Raw genomic sequence first — 16077 nt, 5'->3', positions numbered from 1 at the left:
ATACATATATTGAATGTAGAAAGGATAGAAATTATTCGTGTTTAAGAAGATGACATATTGGATTGTAACAAACTCTGAGAAAATGATCGTTGCAGCATTTTCGTGATAGGGCCAACTTGACCATCTCGGATTGCGGTTCCATCAAGATGAGTCATCGGCAAAATTTCAATCGTCGTTCCTGTAAAAAAGCATTCATCCGCTTGATAAACATCACGAACGCTGAAAAGCTCTTCTTGTACTGGAATACGAAGGGTTTTCGCTAAAGAAAGAACATATTGACGAATAATGCCATTTAAAATAAGGTGATTAGCTGGATGTGTGTAAAGAGTTCCGTTTTTAATGAGAAAGAAGTTAGAGTGGCTGCCCTCAGTTACAGTACCATTTCGTACGAAAAGGGCCTCTTTACAACCTTTTCGTTCCGCTTTCGTAGTAGCTAATATATTCGGTAATAAGTTTAATGATTTAATATCACAGCGTAGCCAGCGCGTATCCGGTTCTGATATGGCACGTACACCATATTCAATCCATAACGCTGGTCTTTCTTTCTTTGTAATATAGGCATAGATTGTTGGAGGGACGTCATATGAGAACGTATGGGTACGAGCTTGTACACCACGAGATACTTGCAAATAAATCGTTCCATCTTCGTGGAAATTATTATTTTCGATTAGTTTATAAAGTAGGGTAATCAGTTCCGCTTTTGAGAAAGGGAGTGTTAATTCTATTTCTTCCATGGAGCGATATAATCTTGTGATATGCGGATCTAATAAGTGAAAGTTCCCTTTATATAGACGAATAACCTCGTAGACACCATCCCCAAACTGCAAGCCTCTTTCCTCAAGGTCTATGTACGTTTTTTGTTTCGTTGTATCAATAACTGCATCATTCCAAAGTACAAATCTTTCATATGCCAATTTTCGTCCCATCCTTTCGTAAGTGCATAAGTAAAGTGAAGTTTTCATTCATTTGGAATAAAAATCACTACAGTAATTTTTATGTGAGTAATTCTTTACATATGACGTATATGTATTTGTAAATGGTAGAGAAGTGGTAGTGATTTACAGCATTTCGTATATACAAATTCGAAAATAAGAAATAAGAATCCTGCTTTTAAATAAAAAAAAGCAACATTCTTATGGAATGCTGCACAAGGAGGGTAGCTATCTTTCATAGGGACATCGTCTTATTGAATGTTTTGTGTATGGAAACAAAACATATTGAAAGACAATTATAAGAAAGTAGAAATAAACGATTCACATATTTCTTTAAGGGATCTTATTACAGATGAGAGATAAGAAATATATAGAACCTCGTTTACATATTTTATTATAGAGATACTTCATTAATTCTATGTGAATATTTGGTAAAGGTTATGTAATGTTAAAGTTAATGAATATAAGTAATTGTATGGAGGAATATAAAAAAAGAGGCTGAGATTACTCAGCGCTCTTCTTTTCTTCTTTAATAGCTGTCTTTACTTCACCAGTTTTGATCTTGTTGCTTTCAGAGAAGCGAAGTAAGTCACCCTCAATGATTTTGTCAGACATGCTCAATTCATTTTGGGCGCGATCAATAAGTGGTTGAGATTCTTCTTTTGGTAGTTGTACAACTTCGCCAGTAGCACGGTCGTAGAATGTACTGTTCGTGTACATGTACTTATCTGTAACGAAGCTACCATCACGAAGAACAACGAATCCTTTATTATCAGGTGAGAATACGTCATGACCGAATCGAACGTCATTCGTAGAATCTACACCAAGTAAGTTTAGAATAGTTGGTTTAATGTCAATTTCACCAGTTGGTTTTGAAATTGTTTTACCTTCCTTTTGACCTGGAACGTGAATAAACATCGGTGTTTTTTGTAAGTTCATATGGTCAAACGCAGTAATTTCTTCTTTTCCTAAGAACTGTGCCATTGCACGGTTATGGTTTTCAGAAATACCGTAGTGGTCACCGTAGAATACGATAACTGAGTTGTCGTAAATACCTTCTGCTTTTAGACGTTCAATAAAGTGTTTCATTGCTTCGTCTAAGTAGCGAGCTGTTACCATGTAACGGTCAAATACGCCATCGCCAGAATTGTATTCATCAATTAATTTTGTATTGTCATCATAAGTGAATGGGTAATGGTTTGTTAAAGTAAGGAAGCGAGTATAGAACGGTTGCTTCACTTGTTTTAACATATCGATAGATTGATCAAAGTACTCGATATCTTTTAATCCCCAGTTTAATTTCGTTTCTGGCGTAATCTTATAGTCAAGCTCGTTGTAGTAACGATCATAACCAAGTGCCGGATACATAATGTTACGGTTCCAGAATGTTGCGTTGTTTGCGTGGAATACTGCAGTGTAGTATCCTTGCTGACGTAAAATTTCTGGAGTTGCTGTGTATTCGTTGTTACCGTGTGTGAAGAATACAGCACCACGGTCTAGTGGATACATGGAAGTATCTACTAAGAATTCAGCATCAGATGTTTTTCCTTGCCCAGTTTGATGGAAGAAGTTATCAAAGTAATAACTTTCTTTCGTAAATTGGTTTAAGAATGGTGTAACTTCTTGTCCGTTAACTGTTGCACCAATTAAGAATGTTTGTAATGACTCAAGAGAGACAACGATTACGTTCTTCCCTTTTGCAGTACCAAACATATTTGGATCTGGTTTGCTTTGCGTTGTTTTTACGTAGTTCTCTGTTTCCTGTAACTTACTACCGTCAGCAAATGCCTTTTGTGAACTTGATTTTGCTTGTAAGCCAAGATCATACACTTGGTGTACATATAAACCTAAGTTTTTAACAAGCATAACGCGGTCGAATGAACGTGTTAATAGTTCTGGACGCTCAGCTTCTGCCAATCCTAAGTTTGCGAAGAAAATAGCAATTGTTGACACGAAGTATAGGGAACGCATTGGGCGTGCTACACGTTCTGTCGGTGCAAAATTCTTCATCTTCTTCAATAAAATGAAGAATACGATAATATCAGCAAATGCGAGGATAATTTTGTAGTTAAACAATTCTTTTACACTAGAACCTAAACTTCCGAAGTTAGATGTTTGTCCTAGTACTGGTAAAGTAACAAAGTCATTGTAGAATCCGTAGAACATTACGTTACCAACAAGAACGATTGTTAAGACAAAATTAATTCCAAGTGCTATATAGTTACGTTTTTTCCCTTTTGCAAATAATGCAAGACCAACAAGCAGTAATGATGCTGCTAATGGGCTCAGGAATAAAATGAATTCTTGCATGAAAGATTCAAGTTTTAAATCAAAGCTTGTGCGTGTAATAAGATATGTCTTCAACCATAAGGCTAAAGCTACGAATGCAGTGAAACGCACATTTTGAAATTGTGATTTCAAGGTTTCTTTCATTCATTTCCACCCTTTCTCTATCAGGCTTGGTCGATTTTGGAGCGAAAAATGCTAAAATAAAAAATACATAGTTTTCTTGGCCATAATTAGAGGTTCTATATTCACCCATATACGACTATAACTATGCATACCCTTTTAGTTTCTTGTGTTACTCATAAGCATAACGTCATTTCTGTATTATACAACAAAATTCATTTCTGAGAAACACTATAACATTTTACATTTTTTGTATGAGATTTGTCACTACCAGAGAAAACTTTAACATTCGTTTATATGTCCGTCAACTAGAAAATATAACAAAGGTAGAGCAGAATGTTAAGTGAAAGTGAAAAATCTCTTGTTGAGAAATAAGAAATGACAATGGGTAAGTGGTTATCTAGAAACCTATTATATGAAGGGAAATATGTAAAAATTAACGAACACTTGTTCTTTTTGAGTTTGTTTGTTACAATGAAAGTTCATTGATAGATTATGTGTAATTTTGATGAACTTTTACTGAAAACATATTGTAGCTTATTTCTTTTAAAAAATAGGGAGGCCTTTACATGGAGCAAAAATTTTCAGTTGAAGCATTTTGGAAGAAAGTAAAACATGTCGCAAAGCAGGCAGGGCAGTCAGTTATTTATGCAAGTTTACTGTTGTTTTACGTTTTGCAGAAACCAGATGTTCCAAAACGAGTGAAAATTATTGTAATTGGAGCACTTGCTTATTTTATTGCACCGATTGATGCGATTCCAGATTTCGTTGCTGGAATTGGTTATACGGATGATTTAGGGGCGTTAATGGCTGCATTATTACAAGCGTCGCTATACGTCGATGATGCTGTAAAAGATAAGGCGCGAGTGAAGTTGGCAGAATGGTTTGGTTCGGATATAGACACATCCTTTATCGATCAGAAATTAGATCAATAGGTAAGAACTGTCACATGGTGACAGGGCGAACGTAAGCGAGGAAGTGCATTATGCCATCAGGAAGAACGCATACGAAAATAAACTTAATATCCCTTCCGGTTGTTTTGTTTATGCTCTTTTCGTATGGACTAACAAATTTTGATTTTTTATTAACTTTTGCAATTGGCTTTTTAGTAGGTACTACATTTTTAACACCGGATTTAGATACGTATAGTAATGCGTATAATAAATGGGGATTCCTGCGTATATTTTGGTATCCGTATAAGAAGGTGATGCCGCATCGCTCCTTCTTTACACACACAATTATACTTGGTGATGTGATTCGTATTGCATACATGTTAATTGTGTTTTCTCCGTTTTTATTCCTATTAAATGTAATCGCGCTTGACGGGAATTTAATAGAAATGGCGAAGGAACATGAGGTTGAAATTGTAACGTTCGTAATGGGAATTGTTGTGGCAAGCACGCTTCACATTATAGCGGATAAAGTGAATACGCGTCGTAAGAAAATGATGAGAAAAAAGAAGAAGCGCAGAAGATAAAAGACACTTGCAATTGCAAGTGTCTTTTTTTAATCAAACGTTTGTTTAAAATTAAGCTTTTAATACTTTAATCCCTTTTACAATGTTCCAAATAAAGTAGTATAAGCTAATGATTCCACAGATGCATAAAACGATGATTGATCCAATTCCGAATGTTACATCTGGCTGTTCAGATCCGATACCCATAATTCCTAAAACAATGGCCCCAATAAATGAAGCAATCGTTGGGATAATGTGTGTCCATAGAGCACGTTTTGCATGTGGTTTCGTTTCCGCATCGCCCACAATCCACACAATAATAGGGAATAAGATAGGGGCAAATAATACACTAAAGTATGATAAAGCTGCTAATATTTTGTTTCCGTTCATATATATCACCTCATAAATAATGTCCGTTGTTATACTATTATTATGCAATAGTTTTGGCAAGCTTTCTATCGATGAACATTACAAGAACATGACGATTTTGTAAGATTTTTTCGTTAAATAATAAAATTTTCAAAAAAATCTTTTTAAAAGGAAATTGTTATGGTACAGTATAAAAGAAATCTTTTGAAAACGTTTTCTTAAACGTTTTTTATTTTTAGGCTGAAAGGTATGATGACCTGATAGTCTATTGATGAGGTTATTCTATTTAAAAGGGGATTTTTTAGGGGGAGAGAATAATGAACACATGGACACAAGTTTATGATCCGTTCGGAAACATTTGGATTTCGGCAGCGGTCGCACTTATTCCGATTATCTTTTTTTTCTTAGCTTTAGCAGTTTTCCGCATGAAGGGGTATGTGGCAGGATTTATTACAGTTGTACTGACAATTTTAGTGGCGTTATTCGCTTATAAGATGCCGTTCACAATGGCGATGGCAGCGACCGGATATGGTTTCTTATACGGACTATGGCCAATTGCTTGGATTATCATTATGTCGGTATTTTTATATAAAATCTCTGTGAAAACAGGTCAATTTGATGTCATTCGTGCATCTGTATTGTCCATTACGAATGACCATCGTTTACTCGTTATTTTAATCGGTTTTTCATTCGGAGCATTTTTAGAAGGAGCAGCAGGATTTGGTGCACCAGTAGCGATTACAGCAGCGCTTCTTGCAGGTCTTGGGTTAAATCCTTTATATGCGGCTGGTCTTTGTTTAATCGCAAATACCGCGCCAGTAGCGTTCGGAGCGATGGGTATTCCGATTACAGTTGCTGGACAAGTAACTGGTATTGATCCACATAAAATTGGACAAATGGCTGGACATCAATTACCGTTCTTATCATTATTTGTTCCGTTCTTTATCGTATTTTTAATGGACGGGTTAAAAGGGGTAAGACAAACATGGCCTGCTTTATTTGTAGCGGGTAGCTCATTTGCCATTACGCAGTTCATTACAGCGACATTCTTAGGGCCAGAACTTCCGGATATTACGTCAGCACTTGTAAGTTTAGTTAGTTTAGCGCTTTTCTTAAAAGTATGGCAACCGAAAGAAATTTATCAGTCGGGGCAAGCAAATAGAGAAGCAGCTGCGACAACAGCGGCATCGATGCCGAAATTAACGTTAGGAAAAGTAGTAAAGGCATGGTCTCCATTTATCGTATTAACGGTTATGGTAGTCATTTGGAGTCAAAGTTTCTTTAAAGCATTATTTGCTCCAGGAGGCGCGTTAGAAAGTCTTGTGTTTAAGTTTGAAATTCCAGGTTTGCACAATTTAGTAATGAAAGCAGAGCCTATTGTAAATAAACCGACGCCGTACGAGGCAATTTTGAAGCTCGATGTATTATCAGCAACTGGAACAGCAATTTTAATTGCTTGTCTCATTTCCATGCTGATTTTGAAAATGAGTGTAAAAGATGCAGCAGTAACATTTAAAGAAACTTTAAGTGAATTGAAAATGCCAATTCTATCTATTGGATTTGTATTAGGATTTGCATTTATCGCAAACTATTCTGGATTATCTTCTACACTAGCATTAGCGTTAGCAGGAACTGGCGGACTATTCCCGTTCTTCTCACCATTCTTAGGATGGATTGGTGTGTTCTTAACAGGGTCTGATACGTCAGCGAATGCACTGTTCTCAAATTTACAAGCAATTACAGCACAGCAAGTCGGTGTATCTGAAGTACTCCTCGTTGCAGCAAATACAACGGGCGGTGTAACAGGTAAAATGATTTCTCCACAATCGATTGCAATTGCTTGTGCAGCAGTTGGACTTGCTGGAAAAGAATCAGATTTATTCCGCTTTACAGTGAAGCATAGTTTGTTCTTCGTAATAATTGTGGGGATTATGACTTATGTTCAGGCCTATTATTTAACTTGGATGATTCCGTAAAGAGCGAAAGAAATAAACTTTGCATTTTTCAGATTATCGTGTATGATGAGAAAGTATTGAAAATTAAATCAGTGATAAACTAGGGGTGCCTAACGTATGCGTAGGCTGAGAGAGAAGTGCGTGAACTTCTTAACCCTTTGGACCTGATCTGGCTCGTACCAGCGTAGGGAAGTTAACGGCTTTACATAATGATGTCTTTATGAGCCAGGTCCTTATTTTTTTATGGACCTGGCTCTTTTTATTTTGGCATACGCTGGCCATATCTCGTCCTTGTCACGTACAGGGGGGCAACAAAGGTTATGAAACAGTCTGTTTCAGCTGAGCAAATTGAATTGAAATCGAGTTTACCAGGAAGCAAGAAAGTGTATGTGGATGGACCACGAGAAGGTATGAAAGTGCCGATGCGTGAGATTGAACAAAGCGATACAAACGGCGTTCCGAATCCGCCAATTCGTGTATATGATACGAGCGGACCTTATACAGATCCTGCGTATAAAGTGGAGCTGGAAAAGGGGTTGCAGGCGCCGCGCCACTCTTGGATTCTAGAGCGCGGAGATGTAGAAGCATACGAAGGGCGCGAAGTGAAACCAGAGGATGACGGTGTGAAAGTGGCTTCGAAACATACACCTGTTTTCCCGCAAATGGATCGTAAACCACTTAGAGCGAAGCAAGGTGCAAATGTTACGCAAATGCATTATGCACGTAATGGCATCATTACGTCTGAGATGGAATATGTTGCGATTCGTGAAGGAGTAGAGCCAGAGTTTGTTCGTAAGGAAATCGCGGAAGGGCGCGCTATTTTACCAGCGAATATTAACCATCCTGAAGCAGAACCGATGATTATTGGACGTAATTTCCATGTGAAGGTTAATGCGAATATCGGAAACTCTGCTGTATCTTCTTCTATTGCAGAAGAAGTAGAGAAGATGACGTGGGCTACTCGCTGGGGTGCAGATACGATTATGGATTTATCTACAGGTAAAAACATTCATACGACGCGCGAGTGGATTATTCGTAACGCACCTGTACCAGTTGGAACTGTACCAATCTATCAAGCATTGGAAAAAGTAAACGGAATTGCAGAAGATTTAACGTGGGAAGTGTATCGTGATACGTTAATTGAGCAAGCGGAGCAAGGCGTAGATTACTTTACAATTCACGCTGGTGTATTACTTCGTTATATTCCAATTACGGCGAAACGTACGACAGGTATCGTTTCACGCGGTGGTTCGATTATGGCACAGTGGTGTTTATTCCATCATAAAGAAAATTTCCTATACACTCATTTTGAAGAGATTTGTGAAATTATGAAGCAGTACGATGTTTCGTTCTCTCTTGGAGATGGATTACGTCCAGGTTCGATTGCAGATGCAAATGACGAAGCACAGTTCTCTGAGCTTGAAACACTTGGTGAATTAACGAAGATTGCTTGGAAACACGATGTGCAAGTGATGATTGAAGGACCTGGGCATGTACCGATGCATTTAATTAAAGAAAATATGGAGAAAGAGCTTGATATTTGCCAGGGCGCACCATTCTATACACTTGGGCCTTTAACGACAGATATTGCACCAGGTTATGACCATATTACATCCGCAATTGGAGCTGCGATGATTGGCTGGTTTGGAACAGCGATGCTTTGTTATGTAACGCCGAAAGAACATTTAGGTTTACCGAATAAAGATGATGTACGCGAAGGTGTTATTACGTACAAAATCGCTGCACATGCAGCTGATCTGGCGAAAGGGCATAAAACGGCTCATCAGCGTGATGATGCACTTTCAAAAGCTCGCTTTGAATTCCGTTGGCGCGATCAATTTAATTTATCTTTAGATCCTGAACGCGCGATGGAGTATCACGATGAAACGTTGCCAGCAGAAGGTGCGAAAACGGCTCATTTCTGTTCCATGTGTGGACCGAAGTTTTGTAGTATGAAAATTTCACATGATATTCGGGAATATGCAAAAGAAAATGATTTAGAAACGACAGAAGCAATTGAAAAAGGAATGAAAGAAAAAGCGAAAGAATTTAAAGAAACAGGTAGTCATTTATACCAATAACACGTTACACCTCTTTACTTGATTGATCACACTGTAGTACCTAATTTAAATATAGAAGAAGCCCGCTTTGCTAAGACGGTAGCAAAGCGGGCTTCTGTTGTTTATCCCGCTATTTGCCGGGCAGTAAGACCCCCACCTCAAAATTCAGCGGAAGCAAAGAAGTTAGGTGGGGGGGCAACTGCCCGTAAAAGCCCGATTGGTTAGGGCTAATAATCAGTGGGGGATGAACAAAACCCCCACTGATTAAAGTTTCACTTTATAAGGCGAAGAAGAGATGTACCCAGTAGAATAAGAGGAATAATGTAACGACTGTTGTGAGTGGAATAACGATAAGGGATACACTTAAATAGTCTTTCCATTTTACTTTAATTTTGTTTTGTTTCAGGATATACATCCAAATGAGAGAAGCTAGCGTACCGATTGGTAATAATAGTGAACCGATGTCACTACCAATGATATTTGCGAGATAGATAGTTTTTAATGTGACTGGATCTAATCCCATTTCTGTTAACGTAATGGTACCAATCATAAGTGCAGGGTGATTATTGAAGACATTGGAGAGGAGAGAAACGAGTCCACCCATTGCAAAGCTAGCATAAAGCAGATGTTGACTTACAACTGGTTCAAGCCATTGGACAAGCGCTGCTGTTAATCCTGCGTTGTGGAGCCCGTAAATAATGACATACATAGAGAAAGCAAAAATCAAAATGTGCCAAGGTGTCTTTTTCAAAATGTCGACAGGGTTCGTTCGTAAGTAGTACCATCTCCAAATGAGAAGAACGAGTGAACCGAGTACGGCAACAATCTCGATTGGGATGGATAAGAAGGATGCAACGAATAGAAGACAGCGCATAAGGAAGACGAAGCCTAATACTTTTAGCATGAACCTTGTCCGTTTTTGTTTCGTATCAACTGAATTTTTTCCTTTTAACGGATGAAAGTTTTTCGTGAAGAATATTTCTTCAATATCATATGAAGAAACAGGCAATTTTTTCGGAAGTTTTTTCTTCAAAACCGTATACATAAGCCATGACATAAACAATAGTCCTAATGTTGCAGGTACAAACATCATAGCAGTATGCATATAAAGAGTCATATTCACGATATTTAATGCGATTAAGTTTACGATATTACTTACACCAATTGGTGCACTAGATGCAGTAGCGATTAAAGCACCGCTTAATAAATAAGGGATTTGTTGATGCGGTTTTAATTGAAGATTTTTTAGGAGAAGAATTAAAATTGGCGTTGTAATTAAAATACTACCGTCGTTATTAAATAAAAGAGTCATAAGAAAACATAATAATTGAATATACCAGTATAAACGGCGACCGGAACCTTTTGCTAAGTTTGCAAGTTTCGCCGCAGACCAGTGGAAGAAGCCGAAGCTTTCTAATATAACCGCCATAACGATGGTCGCTAATATCGTTATAGAGGCACCGCCAATTTTACTAATAATGTCCATGACGTCTGGTTTTGATACAAGTCCAGTAATCAGGATAATGCCAGCGCCAATTGCTGCCGGCCACGCCTCATTTAAACCACGAGGTCGCCAAAAGATAACAATCATTGTTAAGAAGAATACAATAATAGTAATCCATATTTCAATGCTCATATTTTACCTACCTTTCTACTTTTCCTTAAAGTAATGTAGCTTGTCTTAAGGTTTGTATTGGTAGTATATTCAGCAAAAAATAAGAAGAACTAGACGTATAACGGAGTGCAATGAATATGTGTTTTTCAAGTTATGGGACAAGTATCTCTCTTAGTGAAATAACTATTGTGAGAGGAGTCTAGAAATTAATGGGGCAGTAAGATAGTAAATAAAATTTATATAGGTGATTATGGAGATATATCAGCGATTATTGAAATATATCGGCGCAACTCAAAATATATCAGCGATTTTTAAATTATATCGACTTATCGACAAAACATGACAAAAGGAGCCCATCCCAAAATACCTTTTGGAACAGGCCCTACAATATTATTTTTCCTTCAAAAAAGTTCGATCCTTCAAGAATAAATTCCAGAAGAAAATAAATCCTGGTAATAAAATTGCAATCCCAATTGCATATAGAATAAGCAATGCATAGAATGTTTCGACCGTTGTAAAGCTTGTAAATACAGTTACATCAGGATAAATAATATACGGTAAATGCGCAACGCCGTAAGCATAACTTGCAAATGCATATTGAGCGACGACTGCTAAAACGGCAATGCGAGGGTATCCTAGTGTGTCATACTTCTTGTTTGTCCACCAAAGAGAAGAGTATCCGATAATGAATAAAACGATAGAAACTGTAAACCATGTGAATTGCTTTATTAGCCCTTGCATAAGCCAGTGTGTTTCCGGATCCATTACAACGAGGGCAATAATCGCCGTAACGAGCGTTGCAGGACCAAGGATAATCGCGTTTCTTCTATAAATTCTATATGCATCTTCTGAACCTTGTTCTCTCGCAAAATCAGCAAGAAAGAGAGAGGAAAGAAATAGTTCCGAAGTTAGTCCGAAGAGCATATAACAATAAATAACAGGACTAGAAAGAAGTTTTCCATATAGGAGTACTTCTTTTCCTTCAGACATTGTAATATAGGCACCTTCTGTAACAGGTAAAACGGTAATTAATAGGGCTGGAATTAAGAGTCCTGTAATACCTGAAATAATACGAAGAAGGTGTTGGTACTTCGGCAGAGAATAAGCAAATACCATAAATGTACTGCGAATTGCCACGAGTACTAGAATTAACATAACGGGTACGAACATTACCGTTGCTAGGGTAAAAGCGGCTTTCGGAAAGAAGCCAAGAAAAGCGACAACGACAAAGACGAGAAATGTATTTGTTACTTCCCAAGTCGGTGATAAGTATCGGTTGGCAAGCTTGGCAGCTAGCGTTGGATGTTTTGCGTATACCATGCCCCAAAAACCTGCTCCAAAATCGATGGACCCTAATATACTGTATACGAAAATAAGAGCCCATAAGATGATGATTGCAATACTTTCCTCATGCACGAGAATCGCCTCCTTCGTGATGTAAATCATTTGTAAGCGGATGTTTCTTAAAGAATGTCCGTAGTACAAAAACTGTTAAAATACCGAGTCCAATATATAAAATGATGAATAGAATAAATAAAGGACCGACAAAATCAGCGCGTGTAGAAGCGTCGACTGTACGTTGCATACCATAAATGGTCCATGGCTGACGACCGCTACAGCTGAAAATCCACCCAAATTCAATGCCGAGCATCATAACTGGTCCACATGCGGCAGCTCCCCAAAGAAGCCACTTCGGTAGCTCTGTTTCTTTTTTTCGGTAAACAAAGTACCAATATAAGAGGGCAATTGCTGCAACTGCAAAGGTAAAGGCAGCAGTGCCAACCATTAAATTGAACAGTGTATGCGTGTAAAATGGTGGCCATGTTTCTTGTGGAAATTCCTTTAGTCCTTTTACGACAGTGTTAGGGTCTAGTCCTACTAGTAGGCTAAGCATGTTCGGAATTTCTAGTGCATAGTTTAGTTCAAGTGTGTTAGGATCTACAACGCCGCCAATTGATAACGGTGCATGTGATGTCGTTTCAAATAAAGCTTCAGCAGATGCCAGTTTTTCAGGGGAATGCTTATGTAAAGCAATTGCCGATTCGTGTCCCGAAAGCCACATCGTAGCGCCTGTAATAAATGTCACGACGAGTCCTAACAGTAGTCCTTTTTTATGATATGCCACTTCACGTTCACTTACATTCTTCTTTAATAATTTAAATCCGGCGATAGAGGCAATGACGGCAGCTCCAGTTGCGTAGGCTGTAATCACAACGTGGAATGCGCTCGTGCCAAAACTCGGATTAAAGAAAGCTTTCCACGGATCAACGTTAAAAACTGATCCATCTGGTCCCATTGAAAAGCCCGCGGGTGTATTCATCCATGTATTTGCCGATGTAATAAGCACGGCGGATGCCGTGGCACCAATCATGACGAAGAATAGCGAGATTAATCTCATGAATGGAGGTAGTTTGTCAGCTGCATATACATAAATGGACATGAACAAAGCCTCTAAAAAGAAGGCGAAAATCTCAATTTGAAAGGGAACAGAAATAACCTGCCCAACAATTTTGGCAAAACCAGGCCAAAGCAGTGAGATTTGCACACCAACGATTGTTCCAGTTGGAATTGCTACACCGAGAAGGATGGCAAAAGCCTTTGTCCATCTTTTCGCCATAATGGCATAGTCGGAATCTTTCTTCCAGTGATAGAGTATTTCACTTATAAAAATCATTAATGAAAGTCCGACACCAAGTGTTGCGAAGATAATGTGGAATGCTAGTGAAGAACCGAAAAATGCTCTTGCTAATGTTACCGTATCCATATGTAAACTCCTCTTCTTTTTTGCCATTATTTTCTGATTGAATTGGAAGATTTATTCGAAAAAACTTCCAAAAATATATATGTATTTAAAAAGTGGATATGATAATATTATGTTTGAATATTCTAAATAGAAAGAAGTTAATATTTTGTTTGTTTTTTAGTAAGGAATATTTTATAATCTTTTATGCGAACATAAGTTCTGTTTTCGGAGTGAAGAAGTTTATGTGAAATGGAGAGGATGTTTTATGTATCCTGAAGTCATTAAAAAGATGGCATTTTCAAAAGAGCATAGAGATTTATTATTGAAGCTGTATAATAAAGAGATTACGCGTCGTGAATATGATCGACTTGTGGAATCGCTATATAGACCTTCTAAAGAGGCTTGTGAGGGATAGAGGAACGGGAGACAATCTAATAGATTGTCTTTTTTAATCTTACGTATGTTCTGGTAAAATTAAGGCTAGCCTTATTAGGGAGGTGAATAGATTGAGGAAACGTTTATATATAGGGGTTGGAGTTGTTCTCTTAATCGCTTTAGGTGGAATTGTATTTTGGTCAGCTTTGCAAGGAAACCGTACGGAACATTTTATTTTAAGACATATGGTGAATGAAAATGGGACGCTTGCTACATATCGTTTAGAGGATACAAAAGCAGGTACTGGTGAAGCGAAAGGCCGTGAAGCTTTATCGGAATCAGCAGGACTATGGCTGCAATATACACTCGATAAAGACGATCAAGCGTTATTCGATGAACAAGTTAAAGTTATTCAAAATAACTTTGTACATAAGAACCAAATTGTTTTATGGAAAATCTCTGAAAAGGGAGAAATGCAGTCAGCTACAAATGCACTTATCGATGATCTTCGTATTATAGAACAGTTATATCGCGCTTATGAAATGTACAAGGAAGAGCGCTATAAAAACTTGGCAGATCAATTGAGTGATGCTGTAATTCGTTATAATAAGAAAGGTAATTATTATGTTGATTATTATGATGCAGATGCAAGGAAACAAAATGATTTTGCAACAACGTCATATATAAATCCGCGCGCATTTTCCTATATGAAAAAGTATGGAAAAGTTTCTGCTCAGCAATATGAGGAAGTCGTTCAATTTTTAGCGGATTATCCAAGGCATGGATGGGCATTCCCGAAAGAGTATAAAGCAGATGGTACATTTACGTACGACAAAGAAGTGAATCTTATTGACCAATCATACGTTGCATATCATCGTAGTTTAGGTGGTCTTTCATCAGATGCTTATTTGGAATTTATAAAGAAGAAATTCCAGGAGGATGGAAAGCTATACGGTCGTTACAATTTAGAAACGGGAAAACAAACTGTGAATTATGAATCGCCAGCCGCTTACGGACTCACGATTTTGTACGTACTACAAACAGGTGATACAAAGTTCGCAAAGGAATTATATGATCATATGGCCACATTCCGAAATGACAACGTATTTAGTAGATATTACGGTGGATATGTAACAGGTGAAAATAACAATACGCATATTTTTGATAATGTTTTGCCGCTTTTAGCTGAAATAGAATTAGAGAAGAGTGAACAATAAAAGGTGCCACCCTATGGGGATGGCATCTTTTATTGTTTGATATCATTTTAAGTCCTAATATTGGAGAAGTAATCAATTACGAATTCACGGAATTTCTGAGCAGTTTTCGATAAGTAACGTTTTTTTGACCAGCTTAACCCAATCGTTCGCTCACAATTTGGTTCAATAATACGTAACTTATTTAATGCTAAAGTAGAGTTTTTTAATAAAGTTAAACTTGGGACAAAGGCGATGCCGAGGCCTTGCTTAATGAGGTCGCTAATCACGGTTGGTTCATCTACTTCAAAAGCAATATGTGGAGTGAAGCCAGCTTCTTTACAAAATTCATCTGTTAAGTGCCGAAATCCGTAACCAGTGTTCATACTAATGAACGGTTCGTCTTTTACTTCATGCAAATATACACTTTCACGTTCTGATAAACGGTGCCCTGAAGGGACGACTAAGAAAATTTCTTCTGTAATAAGTGGTTCCCAAATAATCTCTTCGCCTTCAATTGGCACAGAAGAAATGCAAAAGTCAATTTCTATATTATCTAGTTGTCGTTTCATAGAAGGAGTAGATGCGAGAAATTGTTGGAATCGAACGTTAGGATGTTCTAGTAAAAAAGAACCAATTAGTTCGGGTAATATTCTTGGAATAGAAACAGCCAACGTAATAGAGCTTTGTTGTAAGTCAGCTAAATCTTTAATTTCTCGTTCGCCTTCACTTACTTCATGAAAAATGCGCTCTACTCGTTTTAAAAATACTTTCCCGAAAGAGTTTAATGTAATTTGTCGACCTTGGCGATCAAATAACGGGACGCCTAAGTCTTTTTCTAGTCTAGCGATTGTTTTGCTGAGCGAAGGCTGTGCGATATGCAATTCTTCAGCGGCTTTTGTCATATGCTCTAATCGTGCAACTGTTTGAAAGTATTTTAGTTGAAGAAGTTCCATTTTGATTCTCCTTT

13 protein-coding genes and 1 riboswitch are annotated in these 16077 nt (G+C 37.7%); of the genes, 6 read left to right on the top strand and 7 right to left on the bottom strand.

The window, feature by feature from the left end; genetic code table 11:
• Window positions 1-41: 41 nt before the first annotated feature.
• The gene (locus BGI23_RS25470; RefSeq protein WP_001998631.1) at window positions 42-926 is read right to left on the bottom strand and encodes a D-amino-acid transaminase; all 885 of its coding nucleotides are present in this window, start codon (window positions 924-926) and stop codon (window positions 42-44) included.
• 510 nt (window positions 927-1436) lie between these two features.
• Window positions 1437-3365 (bottom strand): LTA synthase family protein, encoded by a 1929-nt coding sequence (locus BGI23_RS25465; protein ID WP_000665331.1) that lies wholly within the window; start codon window positions 3363-3365, stop codon window positions 1437-1439.
• 545 nt (window positions 3366-3910) lie between these two features.
• On the opposite strand from BGI23_RS25465, the gene BGI23_RS25460 reads away from it, so the two are divergent.
• A complete protein-coding gene (locus tag BGI23_RS25460) occupies window positions 3911-4276 on the top strand; it encodes a YkvA family protein (RefSeq protein WP_000435501.1) in 366 nt (121 codons plus the stop codon).
• Between the two features lie 50 nt (window positions 4277-4326).
• On the top strand, window positions 4327-4818 hold the full coding sequence (locus tag BGI23_RS25455; RefSeq protein WP_001139083.1) for a metal-binding protein: 492 nt from the start codon (window positions 4327-4329) through the stop codon (window positions 4816-4818).
• 51 nt (window positions 4819-4869) lie between these two features.
• On the opposite strand, the gene BGI23_RS25450 is transcribed toward BGI23_RS25455, so the two are convergent.
• Complete coding sequence (locus BGI23_RS25450) at window positions 4870-5187, bottom strand: magnetosome magnetite crystal formation protein family (RefSeq protein ID WP_001014102.1); 318 nt, start codon at window positions 5185-5187, stop codon at window positions 4870-4872.
• 296 nt (window positions 5188-5483) lie between these two features.
• Here BGI23_RS25450 and lldP point away from each other — a divergent pair, with 296 nt between their 5' ends.
• On the top strand, window positions 5484-7142 hold the full coding sequence (gene lldP / locus BGI23_RS25445) for an L-lactate permease (protein ID WP_070807191.1): 1659 nt from the start codon (window positions 5484-5486) through the stop codon (window positions 7140-7142).
• Window positions 7143-7213: 71 nt separating this feature from the next.
• Window positions 7214-7329: riboswitch (TPP riboswitch) on the top strand.
• Window positions 7330-7441: 112 nt separating this feature from the next.
• On the top strand, window positions 7442-9202 hold the full coding sequence (gene thiC, locus BGI23_RS25440; protein WP_070807190.1) for a phosphomethylpyrimidine synthase ThiC: 1761 nt from the start codon (window positions 7442-7444) through the stop codon (window positions 9200-9202).
• Between the two features lie 256 nt (window positions 9203-9458).
• On the opposite strand, the gene BGI23_RS25430 is transcribed toward thiC, so the two are convergent.
• From BGI23_RS25430 to cydA, 3 genes are all read right to left on the bottom strand, one after another.
• Window positions 9459-10817, bottom strand: a complete 1359-nt coding sequence (locus BGI23_RS25430) for an arsenic transporter (RefSeq protein WP_000021134.1) — start codon at window positions 10815-10817, stop codon at window positions 9459-9461.
• Window positions 10818-11186: 369 nt separating this feature from the next.
• A complete protein-coding gene (locus BGI23_RS25425; protein ID WP_000544181.1) occupies window positions 11187-12212 on the bottom strand; it encodes a cytochrome d ubiquinol oxidase subunit II in 1026 nt (341 codons plus the stop codon).
• The gene (cydA, locus tag BGI23_RS25420) at window positions 12205-13560 is read right to left on the bottom strand and encodes a cytochrome ubiquinol oxidase subunit I (RefSeq protein ID WP_000381959.1); all 1356 of its coding nucleotides are present in this window, start codon (window positions 13558-13560) and stop codon (window positions 12205-12207) included. Before cydA ends, BGI23_RS25425 begins: the two co-directional genes overlap by 8 nt.
• A 244-nt stretch (window positions 13561-13804) precedes the next feature.
• Between cydA and BGI23_RS28505 the strand changes: the two genes are divergently transcribed.
• Both BGI23_RS28505 and BGI23_RS25410 read left to right on the top strand, forming a co-directional pair.
• On the top strand, window positions 13805-13954 hold the full coding sequence (locus BGI23_RS28505) for a hypothetical protein (protein WP_002174240.1): 150 nt from the start codon (window positions 13805-13807) through the stop codon (window positions 13952-13954).
• A 91-nt stretch (window positions 13955-14045) separates the two neighbouring features.
• On the top strand, window positions 14046-15131 hold the full coding sequence (locus BGI23_RS25410) for a transcriptional regulator (protein WP_070807189.1): 1086 nt from the start codon (window positions 14046-14048) through the stop codon (window positions 15129-15131).
• Between the two features lie 47 nt (window positions 15132-15178).
• Here BGI23_RS25410 and BGI23_RS25405 read toward each other — a convergent pair whose 3' ends face one another.
• Window positions 15179-16063, bottom strand: coding sequence for a LysR family transcriptional regulator (locus BGI23_RS25405; protein WP_070807188.1), 885 nt, complete (start codon window positions 16061-16063; stop codon window positions 15179-15181).
• Window positions 16064-16077 lie beyond the last annotated feature (14 nt).

This window comes from Bacillus sp. ABP14, from assembly GCF_001831375.1.
Classification (GTDB): Bacteria; Bacillota; Bacilli; order Bacillales; family Bacillaceae_G; genus Bacillus_A; species Bacillus_A paranthracis.
This window is presented reverse-complemented; position numbering and strand designations above follow the sequence as displayed.